The organism is Kistimonas ophiarachnellae, from assembly GCF_057552235.1.
The window spans coordinates 81,448-95,264 of sequence record NZ_BAAJPA010000004.1; the positions used below are offsets into that span (position 1 = coordinate 81,448).

The window sequence follows — 13,817 nt, forward strand, 5'->3', positions numbered from 1 at the left end:
GGTGGCTATCGATGATCTCTGAAAACGAATTGAAAGACCTGATCGGCAAGGTCCTCAAGGAAATCAACATTGACGACGGTCAGAAGTCTGAAGTCGTACAACAGGTATCCTTGGCCAGCCAGGTGGATGATGTCGCCGACAGCGAACTGAAAGACATCACTGCCATTGAAATGTCCGACTTCTTCGACATCGAGAATGCCGAGAACGAAGCGGAATACATGAAGCTGAAGGCTAAGACTCCGGCTCGCCTGGGTATCGGTCGTGCGGGTCCCCGTTACAAGACCGAAACCATGCTGCGCTTCCGTGCTGACCACGCTGTCGCCATCGACTCCGTGTTCAACGAAGTACCGGAAGAGTTTGTGGCCGAAATGGGTCTGGTTGCCGTGCAGTCCTGCTGTGAAGACAAGGACATGTACGTTACCCGTCCTGACCTGGGCCGCAAGCTGAACGAAGAAGGTGTTGCAAAGGTTAACGCCGAATGCCGTAAGGGCGTCGACGTACAGATCGTCATCGCTGACGGCCTGTCCTCCACCGCGATCACCGCCAACCTGAAGAACATCCTGCCCGCACTGAAGCAGGGTCTGGAAGGTTACGGCATGAGCGTTGGCAACCCCGTATTCGTGAAGTTTGGTCGTGTCGGTGCCATGGACCACATCACCGAGATCGTCGGCAGCAAGGTGACTGTCGAGCTGGTCGGTGAGCGTCCCGGACTGGCCACTGGCGAATCCATGGGTGCCTACATCACCTATGAAGGCAAGGTAGGTATGCCGGAAGCCGGCCGTACCGTGATCTCCAACATCCACCGCCGCGGCACCCCTGCTGCTGAAGCGGGCGCGCACATCGCCAACATCGTCAAGAAGATGATGGAACAGAAGTGCAGTGGTGTTGGTTTCCGAGTCTAACGACTAATGACGCACGGCTGCTGTCGTAATAGTGCAGCAGCCTGCACGACCGAACATACCGGAGAGAGTCATGAAAGGTGATCGCTTAGGCGCCGGCGTACTGGCGGTAAAAATGATCCCCAACGTCGATGCCAAGATGGCAGAGAAGCTGGGCATGCCCAAGGGCTGGAAGAGTGTCGGCATCCTGACCTCTGACTGCGACGACGTAACCTACTGCGCGCTGGACGAAGCGACCAAGAACGCAGAAGTGACCGTGTGTCTGGGCAAGAGCTTCTACGGCGGTGCGGCTAACGCCAACACCAAGCTGGCCGGTGAAGTTATCGGCATGCTGGCCGGTCCTAACCCGGCGGAAGTCCGCAGCGGCCTGAACGTTGCCATCGACTTCATTGAAAACGAATTCTCTTTCTACAGTGCGAACGAAGACGACACCATCGCGTACTACGCGCAGTGCATCTCCCGCACCGGTTCCTTCCTGTCCGGCATGGCTGGCATCAAGGAAGGTGAGCCCCTGGCGTACCTGATCGCTCCTCCGCTGGAAGCCATGTACGGCCTGGACGCTGCCCTGAAAGCGGCTGACGTCACCCTGTGTGAACTGTTCGAGCCTCCTTCAGAAACCAACTTCGGCGGCGGTCTGCTGACCGGTAGCCAGTCTGCCTGTAAGGCAGCCTGCGATGCCTTCGCTGACGCTGTGAAGTTCGTGGCTGAAAACCCGAAGCATTTCTAAGACGGGAGCGGTAGGCCATGAGAGGACAAGAAGCAGCCGGATTTATTGAAACTGTCGGTTACCTGGCCGCAGTGGAAGCCGCTGACGTCTGTCTGAAAGCCGCTAACGTCACCCTGTCCGGTATCGAGCGGGTCGGTGGTGGTCTGGTGACCATTATCATCCGTGGCGACGTGGGCGCGACCAAGGCGGCCATTGAAGCTGGCACGGTTGCGGCCGACCGGGTAGGGCGTGTGGTGTCCACCCACGTGATAGCCCGGCCTGCCGCGGACCTGGCGCCGCTGCTGGACAAGCCTGACCCGAATGGCGATGGCGGCCCGGACGGCGGTCAGCCGGAACCGGATGCACCGGTCACACCGGATGAGCCGAAGCCGGCGGTAGAGGCCAAGCCTGAGACGCCGGCCAGTGCGGAATCCAAGAGTGACACCACGGTGACCGTTGCCAGAACGTTTGTGGTGACTGCCCCGGCTGAAAAGCCGAAGAAAGCGGAACCCAAACCAAAGCCGGCACCGAAAGCAGCGGCCAAACAGGAACAACCCGTTACCGCTCAGGAACCACAGCCCGAGACAGCAGAAGCCCTGCGACTGCACCGGACCGTGGAATTGAGAAACATGGCGCGACAACTGCCCGATATCGGGATGAGCAAGAACCAGATCAAGTTCGCCAAGAAGGAAGAACTGATCCGCGTCATCGTTGCTCACCATGAGCGCGCAAATACCGAGAGGATGAAGTAAGTTGGAACTCCTCGACAGAGACCTCGTATCCGTACAGGAAGTCCGGACCCTGATCCGCAAGGCGACAGCCGCCCAGCAGGTGCTGGCCGACTACAGCCAGGCCCAGGTCGATGCCCTGGTTGACGCCATGGCGCGCGCCGGCCAGACCCACGCCCGTCGTCTGGCGGAAATGGCCGTGGAAGAAACCGGCTTCGGCAAGGTTCAGGACAAGATCACCAAGAACATGCTCGCCAGCAAGATTCTGCTGGATTCCATCAAGGGCATGAAGACCATCGGCATGATCTCTGATGATCAGAGCCGCAAGGTCATGGAAGTGGCGGTGCCTTTCGGTATCGTTGCCGGTCTGGTGCCGTCTACTAACCCGACGTCCACCACGATCTACAAGGCCATCATTTCCATCAAGGCCGGTAATGCCGTGATCTTCAGCCCCCATCCGTCGGCGCTGAAGTGTATTACCGAGACCGTTCGCATTCTGCGTGAAGCCCTGGTCAGCCTGGGTGCGCCGGAAGAACTGATCAGCGTGATGAGCGTTCCCAGCCTGGAAGGCACCAGCGAGCTGATGAAGAATTCCGGCACCGGCATCATCCTGGCCACCGGTGGTTCCGCCATGGTCAAGGCCGCTTACAGTTCCGGTAACCCGGCGCTGGGTGTTGGCCCGGGTAACGTGCCTGCGTTCATTGAGCGCACTGCGGACATCAAGAAAGCCGTACACCACGTTATCACCAGCAAGACGTTTGATAACGGCACCATCTGTGCTTCTGAGCAGCACGTGGTGACTGAACACGCCATTGCTGACCAGGTGAAGGCCGAGATGATCGCCCAGGGTTGCTACTTCCTCAGCGAAGCGGAAATTGCGAAAGTTGAGAAAGTCATCGTCAACCAGCGTGGCGGCCTGAACGCCGGTATCGTCGGCAAGCCTGCGGTGGAAATCGCCCGTATGGCCGGTCTGGACGTACCTGCAACCACCCGCGTATTGGTGGGTGAGCAAGGTCGTAACAACGTAGGCAAGAAGTATCCCTTCTCCTGGGAAAAACTGTCTCCGCTGCTGGGCTTCTACCGTGTCAGCGACGCACACGACGCCTGCGAGCTGTGCATGGAACTGCTGCACTTTGAAGGTGCGGGCCATACCCTGGCGATCCATACCCAGAACGATGCCCTGGTGCGCGAATTTGCCCTGAAGAAGCCGGTGTCCCGCCTGGTGGTTAACACGCCTTCCACCCACGGTGGTGTGGGTGCGACCACTAACCTGGCGCCTGCGTTCACCCTGGGCTGCGGTAGTGTCGGTGGTTCTGCAACCTCCGACAACGTGACCCCGCTGAACCTGTTTACCAAGCGGTATGTGGCTTACGGTGTGATTGAGCCGGAAGCACTGGCACAGCCTGAAGGTCAGCCTGTTGCCTGCACGACTGCGAATGTTGATATCGAAGCAATCACCCGTCTGGTGATTGAACGACTGAAGTCTCTTTAACGAACCCTCAACAAACTATCTCTGATTACAAAGTGGAGAATTGAAAATGGCTATCTCTAACGCTCTGGGCATGATCGAAACCAAGGGTCTGGTTGGCGCAATCGAAGCTGCTGACGCCATGGTCAAAGCCGCCAACGTGACTCTGGTTGGCAAAGAGCAGGTTGGTGGCGGTCTGGTAACCGTACTGGTACGTGGTGACGTTGGCGCTGTTAAAGCCGCTACCGACGCTGGCGCTGCTGCTGCTGAGCGTGTTGGCGAGCTGATCTCCGTACACGTTATCCCACGTCCTCACGGTGAAGTTGAAGTGATCCTGCCCCAGGCAAAAGCTGAGTAATTCGGCACACGTCAACTGACGCAGGAAAGGCCGGCATGATTCGGCCTTTCTGCCAGAGTCTGCTGTTCAGGCTAAGGAAGTTCCATGGGTGTTGTTACAGAAGCGCGGATTCGCAGCGAATACCGCAAGGCGGCCTTCACCACGTTTGAGGTGGAGCCGAAAGACATCATCACCCCGTCTGCCCGTCAGTTCATCCAGGACAAGGGCATAGCGCTGGTTATCCGGGGACAGGACGATGTAACGCCTGTCGAAGAATCCCTGATACCGGCCAATGTCGATGAAGGCGACAATAGCGCCGCACCATCGGCACCCCGATTTATCTGCGATTACACCGGTGGTGAGTTCACCGAAAAACCGGACTGCATGGCGGTTCTGGGCGACAACCGTCTTGTGTTGCTGACCGACCCCCGCATTGCACTCCAGGAACAGTTTGACCGTCTGCAGGCTGACATTCTCTGCCTCCAGGTGGATTGCGCTGAGTCAGGCCGGAAACCCTTGTGCGACGAACTGCAGAAGGTATTGGACTATGTCCGCCAGCTGACCATCGCCATCGTGCCGGGTGAAGCGTTTGACCCGGACGTTTTCAAGGCGCAGAGCATTGAGCCTGCACCATTAAATGGCAGCGAGGATGGTTTGCCCCATTACAGCATGGGCAGAACCCTCGTCAGCCTGAACCGGCTGCGCGCCGGTATCCGTGAAGCGGAATTGACGGCTGTGCACGCTTATCAGCGGGGCCAGCGGTGTGAACGTCCGGACATGCTCCGGGCGCTGCACTACCTGTCAGGCCACTGTTACCAGCTGATGGTACGGGAACAGGCCGGTGAGTTTGCCCCTGCGCAACCACTGTCCCATTAAGCCGGCAGGTGATTGATTAACGGCTTGCAGCAGACACGATTCAACGACGAATCACGTCTGCTCAGGTGAAAAGTGAGTGAAACGATGAATACCAGCGGTGCCCTGAATCTGAGCGAAGACCAACTGCAACAGATCATCAATCAGGTGATTGGCGAGTACTGTACTGATGCCAGCGCCGGCAAGAAGATGATCCCGATCGAGGCTTCCGCCCGTCACGTTCACCTGTGCCAGAAGGATGTGGAAGCCCTGTTCGGTGAAGGGCACCTGTTGACCCCGAAGCGTGAACTGTCCCAGCCGGGTCAGTACCTGTGCGAAGAGCGGGTCACCATTATTGGTCCACAGGGTTCGTTCAAGAATGTTGCGGTTTTGGGCCCGGCCCGTCCGGAAAGCCAGGTAGAAGTGTCCCGCACTGACGCACGTCAGCTGGGCGTGGACGCACCGCTGCGCGAATCCGGTGACACCGCGGCGACTCCCGGTCTGTTCCTGTTGTCCGATAACGGCATGGTACAGCTGAAGCAGGGCGTGATCGTTGCCCGTAACCATATCCACATGACCAGCAGCGATGCCGCCCGCCTGGGTGTGCAGGACAAACAGGAAGTGGATGTGAAGATTGAGACGGATCGTCCGGTGACGTTCCACAAAGTTCTGGTACGGGTAAAAGACAGCTTCAATCTGGCCATGCATATCGACTTTGATGAAGCCAATGCCGTTGGCCTGCCGAGCGGCGCTAAGGGCGAGCTGGTCGCTTAAACGGAGGTAAACGACCATGTCTGAATGTAATACCGAACACGCTGATGTGCTGATCGAGGCGGTCGAAGAAAGCCTGACCCGTACAGGCAAGGTGACCAATCCGGAAGAACTGGTGGTCGGTGTCGACCTGGGTACCGCGTATATCGTACTGGTGGTGCTGGATCGTGACCGGCAGCCACTGGCGACAGAAATGCAGTTCGCCCAGGTGCTGAAAGACGGACTGGTCGTGGACTATGTCGGCGCGCTGCACATTGTCCGCAAGCTGAAGGAACGGTTGGAAGAACGCTTGGGCGTCACGCTGGATAAAGCGGCAATCGCCATGCCTTCCAACTCCGATGAATCCAGCTGCAAGACCCACCAACATGTGGTGGAAGGGGCCGGCATGGAAGTCGTCAATATGCTGGATGAGCCGACCGCCGCGAACCGTGTGCTGGGTATCCAGAATGGCGCTGTCGTGGATATCGGTGGTGGTACTACCGGCTTGTCCATCTTCCGTGACGGTGAAGTGATCTACACCGCGGATGAAGCGACAGGCGGCACGCATCTGTCCCTGGTGCTGGCGGGCAACTACAAGACCAGTTTCGAGGAGGCGGAAGAGTTCAAGAAGAACCCGGCCAACCACCGTGATGTGGTGACCATTGTCCGCCCCGTGATTGAAAAAATGGGTTCCATTGTCCGTGACCATATTCAGGGTTATGACGTGGAAGACATCTACCTGGTCGGTGGTACCACCTGCCTGCCTGACTTTGAGGCGGTGGTGGAAAAGCAGACCGGCGTACGTACCCATAAGCCGAAGAATCCTTTCCTGGTGACGCCACTGGGTATTGCCATCAGTGCGCTGGAAGCGCTTGAGACGTCTGAGGAAAATGCAGCATGAACATGGATGCACTGGTTGAACTGATCGCCCGGCGCGTACTGGAAGAACTGCTGGCACGCTCCGGCAACCTGACGACGGAAGCCGTTAAAAAGGAAACGGTTCTGGTGGTTGGTGACTGCGATGACCGTGATGGGCTGGCTGCAGCGTTGGGGCAGGGTTTCTGCCTGAGTTTTGCCGCAGATATGGAAACCCTGGAACCTGCGGCATTTGATCATATTGTACTGGCCAGTCTGTCTAACAGTCTGTTATCAGCGCTGACCATTGGCCTTGAGCGTGGCAGTGAAGGTTGTGTGCTGGTTGAGTCCCTCTTGTTGGGCAAAACCGTGCATATCCTGGAAGAAGGTATTGCCTACCGTCGTTTCCGTGAAACGGCCAAGCCGGCGTTTTACAAGGTATTCCAGGACAAGGAAGCACAAATTCTGTCGTTTGGTATGCAGGTGTCCTGCCTGAATAACCTGGCAGCAGCATTACGTGGCCAGGATGCTCCAGCGGCTCCGGCACAGCAGGCGACCAGCATCAATGAGATTGCCTACCAGGTGGCGCCGCCCGCTGAGGTCAGCATGACTGACACGGTAGTTACCGGGCAGAGCTGTGAACTGACTCAGCGTGTTGTCGGTGAGAAGGATTTGCGTCGTTGCCTCGAGCAGGGCTTCACGCACATCACGCTGGGCCCTGACAGCCTGCTGACACCACTGGCAAAAGACTACATCCGCATGACATCTGAGCTGGATGTTGTGACGGTCTGACCCATCTTTTGAGGGGATGCGCAAGATTGCGCATTTTTTGGCGGCCATTTTATGGCCGCCTTTTTTATATCTCCTATTTGCCGTGTATCGGCTAGTTGCTGAATCAGGCAGTTAGTGTAGTGACTCCATATGCTGAATAATCGAAAGATATTCTGCATCAATGGAAAGTTAAGTGTTGCCCGTTATTTTTTCTGTTCTTGTATGTTAATGATGATTTCTGATCTGGATGGATCTACTGCAAGTAACTGATGGGTTTATCATGTTGAAAACAATCTATATAGAAATATACTTTTCCTGGTTTTGATCATCATCTCATAATGTTAATGCTTCTAGGTACATATGTTGCTTTTCTTATTGTCTGGCAGCGCCGGTATGCATGTTAGAAATAATTTTTGCTGTTTTAAAATCAAGTTGTTGATTGTTGGATGAGCAAACAGGCTTGGTCAGTATCGCTATCTATTGTTGTTTGTTGCATTGTTTTTTACCTATCCAGTGGTTATCAGAAGATATCTTTAAAGTCTGTGTTCTATGCTGTAGCTCTTGATGTTTATGGGTATTTAATGAACTTTTTAATTTTTGCTCTGTCGCATAGTTAAATCAGGATATTGAAAATTGAGGTTGGAGTTAGTATGGAAACACCAAAAGTATCTCGTACTCTGCGTGCTACGAATAAACAGGTAGATAGGACAGATAATGATGTTAATCGTTCTCGATTTAATATCTATTGTTGCCCCGGATTTGGCTCTAAAAATAAAAGTCATATATCTAAATGTTCAGTATCTCAGGATGTGAAGCAGCGTGGCGGAATTCAAGGGCACTGCCTGAATGGTAAAAGTATAAGAGATTTTCCTTGCGCAGCTTATCCACCAGAAGGGCCGGAGGGACAGACAGAAACTTCAGCAGAACATGATGAAGAAGATGCTTATCCACCAGGTAGATTGCTGAATGGTTTTAAACAGGGAGCCGCCACTGGGCGCGTCGTCGATGCAGAAACAGGAGCATTAGCTGGAGGCGAGAAAACAGCGAGTTTTGATAGATCAAATCTATCATTGTTGCGGAAAAACATGAGTTATAGAATAAATCCCAGACCTGCTTCTTTAGCCTTGCATCAATCTAAAGTCCCAGCACCAGCACCAGCACCAGCACTAGCAATAGGAGCATCTGGATATTCCCATTTTGACGATAGTTCACAAGTTCTCGATTGCTGGATAAGACAATGTGATAAGGTTTCAGAGGTACTGATTCGCAATGCTAATGCTGGCATTGGTGAGGTGTGGTCACAATTGCACTCTACATGTGAAAGTAGAATCGATACGTTCAATGAAAAGACGTTAGAAGATATAAGGTTGGTGTTCAGAGGCTTTTATAAACCTGTCGGGACGCTTTCAGCAGTCCGTTGTTTTGCTTGTGATAACGCAATATCTCTCAACGAGGACGGTAGAGTTATTGATAAAGCATCAATGTCTAAAGCCAGGTTTGGACATGAGAAATGTCGATATTACGAGATGATGCGTCAATTTATTACCCGTCTGGAACGAGAGCTGACAGCTTGCTATGCCAGTGCTGATTCCTCAGTTTCTCCAGCGGAGTATCAGGAAATAGATTCTTCCTCAAGCTCTGATAGTCAGATATCGAGTGACGATCAGTCGGTATTATCTGCTGATATAGCGAGTATCGACATAGCTGCCGCCTCTGGAAAGGTCCAGGTCGGTGAAAGAGGAGCAGATCAAAAATCACTTGAAGGTGTATTGGAATTGGCTAGTAAGCTTGACAGCAGTCCTAAATGTGCTGTCTGCAAAGAAAACGATAAAGTGAATGTACCACTGTTGCCATGTAAACATCGGGTGTTTTGTAAAGCCTGTTTGTTGATTTTTAATGAAAAGCAAAATTCTATCTGTCCAGTATGTCGTGTACCTATACAGGCATATGTTATTGCCTATTATGATCCATGATTGAGATGCTTGTGTTGCTTTTCTAAACAAAGCGATGGTTAGTGTTGTTTTTGATATTTTTAATATTGGTTTGTTTTAAATAAGGATGTGTGTAGGTAAACGGGGCTATCGGATTTATAAATATACTATGGAATCTATAATGAGTATCAGCCGCAGCCCTTCACAGCGTAGTTTTTCGTTTGTTTATCCCTTAACGTTGGCATGCCATTGCCTGACCCAGGTACTCCCAATCATCATTGCCTGTCTGATCCAAAGGAAACGAACCATACACCGGTGTCAGTAACTTGAAATAGTGTGTTTCAGTGGGATTATTCATTGGGTTGTTGAAATAATAGATATCACCGGCCTGCCCGATATTGTTGGGTGCTTCCTGCCATTCATGGCAATGGGGTGTGTTATAGATGCTGGTGAAGGATGTCATGGTCCTCTGGCTGGTCATGCTGGATTCATACCCTGTAGGTGTCATGCGTAATGCGGCTGAACCGGTATTGTGCGACAGAATATCACTTGAAAGCGTGTTCTGGAGATGGTCTGAATCATCCAGCCATTGCCAGCGCTGGCTCAGACGGGCATCACAGCGTTTCAGCCGGGACAGGTCGTCACCATCGAGGCACATGCCGGTATCCAGTGTGCTCAAATACCGTCCCATGGCATCGTAAATAAAGGCCTGGTGTTTGCTGATCAGGCTGCATTCCTGCGCAGACAGGTTGAAATCATCATCATAACCCAGGCAGCGGTTATTGAAGCTGCCCAGTTGCAGGTTGACCGGGTAACCGCCGGTGAATACCGGGTGATTCCAGTCCACCGTGAAGCCGGCGTGGGCCGTGACCAGCTGATCCAGGTCGTCGGTTTCAAAGGCTTCATAGGCGATGTGGGCGCCAATAAAGTAGAAGTAAAGGAATCCTCCTGTATACAAGGGTCTCATCAGGACTGACGCATCCAGCGAAAACGTGGTGGTGCCTGTTTCATTGCTTTTGGCCTTATAAATTACATCGAATCTTGGGGTGAAATTCGAGTAGGCAATCGGGCTGATCCTGCTGGTGTCCACAGGATACGTCACATGGGAATCGAACACCGCGCTGGTTGATTGGGATAACAGTGAATCACGGCTGGCATATTGGCTGCGTTCCCAGGTGAACATGACTTCCCGGTCACTCGGGTTGGCTTTCTGGATGCTGTATTCCTCGGTATTGAAGGTCAGTGAATGGCTTTGCTCATACACGGCGGAAGGAATCAGAAGTCCTTTCGCGCCCTGGGAGTCCTCGGTACCCAGCTCAGCCGAAACGCCGAGGCTGAATCCTGAAGCTTCTGTTTTTTCATATTGCGGGTTGATATTGCTCGACGGCGTGGTTTTCAGTATGGCGGCCTTGTTATTGGAGGCTTTTACCGAGAAACGGTACCGCTGGGCGTAAGCATCGGTGCTCCAGTCCCGGTAATAGCTGTTGACACCGGTATAGCCTGGTTTGGTTGCACGAAAGTCCAGTGAGTCGTTGAGGTGGATACCTGCCCCGGAAACGTCATCGTCCAGGGTAATGCGGACAATCTTGGCATCCGGCGTGGCCGAGCCTGTTGTTCCGTACTGAAGGGAGCGCTCCCAGTTTACCCGGTAGACCAGGGAAATATTGGCTCGTTCACAGAAGTTGGCCGTGCCCGTCTCCGGCCAGACGTGCGAGACAGGGAAGGTGCATTCCTGCACGGACATGGGATGAAACAGGTTGATGTAGAAGGCCAGGTGAGGCAGGGACGTCTGTTCACCGGCACCGTTGCGGGCACGGTATTCCCGTAGCGTTGAAGGTGTTGCATCCCTGTCCATCGCATCCAGGTTTGCAATCAATTCTGGCAGTTCGATGTCATCCTGGCTGTTGTATGGGGTATAAAGCATCTGCCCCTTGTAACGGCTGACCAGAAGCCGGTCCTGGTCAAAGACTATCCCGAGCAGATTCTGGACCGCCTTTCGCATTTCGACAGTATTGCGCAAGGCTTGCCGGTCATCGGCATCAATCAGGTATTTCTCGCCCTCATCGATAACATGATGACGCAGCGTGTTGAATACGACTTCGTTATCTGCAGAAACATTCAGCAAATCAGTCATGTGAATAAGATTGATGGGCTCGCCTGTTGGCACAATATAAGGCGCACCGTCGGCCTGGCAGGTGTTCACGTTATCCTGTGCATTACCCGTATGACTGAGCAGGGCAAGCAGGCAACAAAGCGTCTTTCGAGATAATCCGGACATAATGAATAAACCTTTTTGTGGTAACTACCGGTTCTGATTGCAAAAACGGCACAAAGTTTCCGGAGGCATCCGGCTTTGTCTCTTGGAGTGGCGGCTTGGTTCATCGGAAAACCGTAATGAAATGAGGGGGATAGGCACACGCAGCGCCCATTGATTCATGTCACGGTTTGGTGATATTTCAGTCAGGTTTGCCCCTGGCAAACCGTCCTCTTTTGACTTGGTTCAATCTGAGGGTCTGGCACTGCGGTTACCATGCGCCACCATCGAAAATTTTCTGTATGGCTGTCCCGGTGATTCTCTGTCCGCCACAGCTGTACCGGATAGCCACGAGAGAGCCATGGACTTAGTTGAACTCGTCCGCAAGGCCGGTGTCGTCGGTGCCGGCGGTGCCGGTTTCCCTACCCACGTCAAACTGAATGCCGAAGCGGAATACCTGATTATCAATGCAGCGGAATGTGAACCGTTGCTGCAGACCGACCAGTTCCTGATGCGCGAGCGTCCGGCAGAGTTGATTGGCGGTGTCCTGCTGGCCCGGGCGCAGATCAAGGCCGAGAAAGCCGTGATTGCCGTCAAGGGTAAGTACGGCCGCGAGATTGCCGCGCTGCGTGACACCATCGCACGGCTGGATGCCCCGGTAGAGATTTTCGAACTGCAGAATTTCTACCCGGCCGGTGACGAGCAGATGACCGTGTACGAAGTGACCGGACGTTCTGTACCCCCCGGCGGTATTCCGCTGAACGTGGGCTGTGTCGTTTCCAACGTCGCGACCATGATCAACGTATTCGAAGCGACCCAGGATATCCCGGTTACTGAGAAATACGTTTCCGTGCTGGGTGATGTCAATGAGCCGCGCGTGATCAAGGTACCGGTGGGCACCTCTTTTGAAGAGTGTCTGGCGGCGGCTGGTGGCGTCAGTATTCCGAAGTTCTGCATTATCCGTGGCGGCCCGATGATGGGCGGCATGGTGCACGAGCACGAACTGGCGGACATGTACATCACCAAGACTGATGGCGCTTTGATTGTTATCCCGGCTGACCATTACCTGGTTGAGCGTGCGGATGAAACCGAAATCCAGATGCTCAACCGCGCCCGTGCCTGCATCAGTTGCGGTTACTGCACAGACCAGTGCCCCCGTTACCTGATCGGCCACCCGCTGCATCCGCACAAGATGATGCAGGCCGTTAAGTACGCGAAGGAGATCGATGAATCCCTGAGCGAAGCGCTGCTGTGCTGCGCCTGTGGTGTCTGCGAAATGTATGCCTGCCCGATGGGTATCTCTCCGCGCCAAGTGAACCTGTATATCGCCGGCAAACTGCGCGAGAAAGGCATTCGCTACCAGCACGATGGCAGCGAAGTGATCGCCCGTGAAAACCGTGAAATGCGCAAGGTGCCGCCGCACCGTCTGATTTCACGTCTGGATCTCGGCAGCTATGACTATCAGCCGCTGAAGGAATTCCGCGATGTGGCCATCGACAAGGTCACCGTGTCCCTGTGGCAGCACATTGGCGCGCCGAGTGAATCGACGGTCAAGGTGGGTGACGCCGTGGTCAGAGGCCAGGTGATCGGTAACATTCCGGAAGGCAAGCTGGGCTCCACGATCCACGCCAGTATCGACGGCCAGGTGGTCGCAGTGAATGAAAGTCAGGTTGTTATTGCCCGAGGTCATGCGTAATGAGTAATGCACTGGGATTGCTGGAATTCACCAGCATTGCAAAGGGAATCCAGGCGGCGGACGCCATGACCAAGGCGGCTGACGTGCGTCTGCAGGAAGCCAAGACCATCTGCCCGGGTAAGTACCTGGTCATCGTTTCCGGTGATGTGGCGGCGGTACGCGCCTCCGTGGAAGCCGGTGAAGAGATTGGTCGCCAGACCATCGTTGATCGCCTGCTGATCCCGAACATTCACGAAGAACTGATTGCCGGCCTGAGCGGCATGACCGATATCCAGCATACCGGCGCCGTCGGCGTACTGGAATTCTTCAACGTGGCGTCTGCAGTTATCGCTGCGGATGCGGCGGCCAAGGCGGCTGACGTGAAGATGATGGAAGTGCGCCTGGGCATGGCGATTGGCGGTAAGTCGTTCGTGACCATGACCGGTGAACTGTCTGCAGTGAACGCGGCCGTGGATTCCGGTGTGATGGCGGCCAATGAATCCGGCATGCTGATTCACAAGACCGTTATTGCGTCTCCCACAGAAGAACTGTTCCGCAAGCTACTGTAAGAGACCTTGCCTGGTCTGGCTG

At 54.2% G+C, this 13,817-nt stretch carries 13 protein-coding genes; 12 read left to right on the plus strand and 1 reads right to left on the minus strand.

Features of this window, described 5'->3' with window-relative positions; translation table 11 throughout:
* Positions 1-11: 11 nt before the first annotated feature.
* From eutC to AC27K1_RS06035, 10 genes are all read left to right on the plus strand, one after another.
* Positions 12-902 carry an ethanolamine ammonia-lyase subunit EutC gene (eutC, locus tag AC27K1_RS05990; RefSeq protein WP_487149063.1) on the plus strand — a complete coding sequence of 297 codons (891 nt, stop codon included), beginning with the start codon at positions 12-14 and terminating at the stop codon, positions 900-902.
* Between the two features lie 70 nt (positions 903-972).
* The gene (eutL, locus tag AC27K1_RS05995; RefSeq protein ID WP_345195363.1) at positions 973-1,626 is read left to right on the plus strand and encodes an ethanolamine utilization microcompartment protein EutL; all 654 of its coding nucleotides are present in this window, start codon (positions 973-975) and stop codon (positions 1,624-1,626) included.
* A 17-nt stretch (positions 1,627-1,643) separates the two neighbouring features.
* Complete coding sequence (locus AC27K1_RS06000; protein WP_487149064.1) at positions 1,644-2,357, plus strand: BMC domain-containing protein; 714 nt, start codon at positions 1,644-1,646, stop codon at positions 2,355-2,357.
* Between the two features lies 1 nt (position 2,358).
* Entirely contained in the window at positions 2,359-3,825 is a 1,467-nt protein-coding gene (locus AC27K1_RS06005; protein ID WP_487149065.1) for an acetaldehyde dehydrogenase (acetylating), read from the plus strand.
* A gap of 46 nt (positions 3,826-3,871) precedes the next feature.
* Complete coding sequence (eutM, locus tag AC27K1_RS06010; protein WP_211824991.1) at positions 3,872-4,159, plus strand: ethanolamine utilization microcompartment protein EutM; 288 nt, start codon at positions 3,872-3,874, stop codon at positions 4,157-4,159.
* Between the two features lie 84 nt (positions 4,160-4,243).
* A complete protein-coding gene (locus tag AC27K1_RS06015; protein WP_487149068.1) occupies positions 4,244-5,014 on the plus strand; it encodes a hypothetical protein in 771 nt (256 codons plus the stop codon).
* Positions 5,015-5,086: 72 nt separating this feature from the next.
* Positions 5,087-5,764, plus strand: coding sequence for a phosphate propanoyltransferase (pduL, locus tag AC27K1_RS06020; RefSeq protein ID WP_487149069.1), 678 nt, complete (start codon positions 5,087-5,089; stop codon positions 5,762-5,764).
* 16 nt (positions 5,765-5,780) lie between these two features.
* Entirely contained in the window at positions 5,781-6,641 is an 861-nt protein-coding gene (eutJ, locus tag AC27K1_RS06025) for an ethanolamine utilization protein EutJ (RefSeq protein WP_487149071.1), read from the plus strand.
* Positions 6,638-7,387, plus strand: a complete 750-nt coding sequence (locus tag AC27K1_RS06030; RefSeq protein WP_487149073.1) for a hypothetical protein — start codon at positions 6,638-6,640, stop codon at positions 7,385-7,387. Before eutJ ends, AC27K1_RS06030 begins: the two co-directional genes overlap by 4 nt.
* Positions 7,388-8,016: 629 nt before the next feature.
* Complete coding sequence (locus tag AC27K1_RS06035; protein WP_487149074.1) at positions 8,017-9,339, plus strand: RING finger protein; 1,323 nt, start codon at positions 8,017-8,019, stop codon at positions 9,337-9,339.
* A gap of 190 nt (positions 9,340-9,529) precedes the next feature.
* On the opposite strand, the gene AC27K1_RS06040 is transcribed toward AC27K1_RS06035, so the two are convergent.
* Positions 9,530-11,575, minus strand: coding sequence for a leukocidin family pore-forming toxin (locus tag AC27K1_RS06040; RefSeq protein ID WP_487149076.1), 2,046 nt, complete (start codon positions 11,573-11,575; stop codon positions 9,530-9,532).
* Between the two features lie 337 nt (positions 11,576-11,912).
* Here AC27K1_RS06040 and AC27K1_RS06045 point away from each other — a divergent pair, with 337 nt between their 5' ends.
* A complete protein-coding gene (locus AC27K1_RS06045) occupies positions 11,913-13,247 on the plus strand; it encodes a 4Fe-4S dicluster domain-containing protein (RefSeq protein WP_487149077.1) in 1,335 nt (444 codons plus the stop codon).
* Positions 13,247-13,795 carry a BMC domain-containing protein gene (locus AC27K1_RS06050; protein WP_345195350.1) on the plus strand — a complete coding sequence of 183 codons (549 nt, stop codon included), beginning with the start codon at positions 13,247-13,249 and terminating at the stop codon, positions 13,793-13,795. The genes AC27K1_RS06045 and AC27K1_RS06050 overlap by 1 nt, the downstream gene beginning before the upstream one ends.
* Positions 13,796-13,817 lie beyond the last annotated feature (22 nt).

Excerpts from the sequence above, each read along its gene's own strand:
- eutC (WP_487149063.1), top strand. The coding sequence starts at position 12 with ATGATCTCTGAAAACGAATTGAAAGACCTGATCGGCAAGGTCCTCAAG.
- eutL (WP_345195363.1), top strand. The coding sequence starts at position 973 with ATGAAAGGTGATCGCTTAGGCGCCGGCGTACTGGCGGTAAAAATGATC.
- AC27K1_RS06000 (WP_487149064.1), top strand. The coding sequence starts at position 1,644 with ATGAGAGGACAAGAAGCAGCCGGATTTATTGAAACTGTCGGTTACCTG.
- eutM (WP_211824991.1), top strand. The coding sequence starts at position 3,872 with ATGGCTATCTCTAACGCTCTGGGCATGATCGAAACCAAGGGTCTGGTT.
- AC27K1_RS06015 (WP_487149068.1), top strand. The coding sequence starts at position 4,244 with ATGGGTGTTGTTACAGAAGCGCGGATTCGCAGCGAATACCGCAAGGCG.
- eutJ (WP_487149071.1), top strand. The coding sequence starts at position 5,781 with ATGTCTGAATGTAATACCGAACACGCTGATGTGCTGATCGAGGCGGTC.
- AC27K1_RS06030 (WP_487149073.1), top strand. The coding sequence starts at position 6,638 with ATGAACATGGATGCACTGGTTGAACTGATCGCCCGGCGCGTACTGGAA.
- AC27K1_RS06035 (WP_487149074.1), top strand. The coding sequence starts at position 8,017 with ATGGAAACACCAAAAGTATCTCGTACTCTGCGTGCTACGAATAAACAG.
- AC27K1_RS06040 (WP_487149076.1), bottom strand. The coding sequence starts at position 11,575 with ATGTCCGGATTATCTCGAAAGACGCTTTGTTGCCTGCTTGCCCTGCTC.
- AC27K1_RS06045 (WP_487149077.1), top strand. The coding sequence starts at position 11,913 with ATGGACTTAGTTGAACTCGTCCGCAAGGCCGGTGTCGTCGGTGCCGGC.
- AC27K1_RS06050 (WP_345195350.1), top strand. The coding sequence starts at position 13,247 with ATGAGTAATGCACTGGGATTGCTGGAATTCACCAGCATTGCAAAGGGA.